1 protein-coding gene is annotated in these 922 nt (G+C 42.7%); it reads right to left on the bottom strand.

Annotation, left to right across the window (positions count from 1 at the left end; all coding sequences use genetic code 11):
- Positions 1-318: 318 nt before the first annotated feature.
- On the bottom strand, positions 319-774 hold the full coding sequence (locus tag ACYVTD_RS14190; RefSeq protein ID WP_461248372.1) for a hypothetical protein: 456 nt from the start codon (positions 772-774) through the stop codon (positions 319-321).
- Positions 775-922: the final 148 nt, after the last annotated feature.

Raw genomic sequence — 922 nt, 5'->3', positions numbered from 1 at the left:
AGCGCCTTCGATTTTTGTATTTACGCTGAACACGCATTTCGCGGTAAACTCCCGCTCGTCAAGCTGGCTGTCCGCGAGTTTTGTGGGGAGGGGGATTACAAAGTAACGCCAGATTAAAGGCTCGTCGGTTATCTCTTTTATTTTTCTTGTGGGAATTTTTGAAAGGTTTATTATGTCAAAATGCCGTTCGAGAAACTCTTCACATTCTCTTTTATTTTTCTTGTGGGAATTTTTGAAAGGTTTATTATGTCAAAATGCCGTTCGAGAAACTCTTCACATTCTCTTTTATTTTTCTTGTGGGAATTTTTGAAAGGTTTATTATGTCAAAATGCCGTTCGAGAAACTCTTCACATTCTCTTTTATTTTTCTTGTGGGAATTTTTGAAAGGTTTATTATGTCAAAATGCCGTTCGAGAAACTCTTCACATTCTCTTTTTGCGGACACCGATTCGTAAAACAGGTGCAGGGCGTAATAATCCTTGTACTCCGGGTATATTCCGTAAGCGGCAAAACCGCCTCCAAGCCCGTTAGAGCGGTCGTGCATGACGCTGATCGATTTGATAATCGCCTCGCCGCTCATGCGCCGCCCCGACTTGTCTATAATACCCGATATGGCGCAGCCGGACGGAATCCGCACCTGCCCTTCATTCCGCATCAAAAAACCTCCGTAAAAATAAGAAAGGCTTATATCCTTTAGTACCTGTTTCGTCCCGCGTTTTTTGGAAACCTTGTACATGGAATAAATAACTTTTTTGTCGTCAGTTGTTGTTGCCATTGCCCCATTATATCATTTTGAAAATTTAATAGGAAGATGGCGTCTGCCGCCTCCCCTTGACAATAACGCCCGTTTTTAATACAGTTACTTACGTTTTTACGGAGGTTTTTTGATGCGGAATGAAGGGCAGGTGCGGATTCCGTCCGGC

The organism is Treponema sp. R6D11 (genome assembly GCF_054786075.1).
This window is presented reverse-complemented; position numbering and strand designations above follow the sequence as displayed.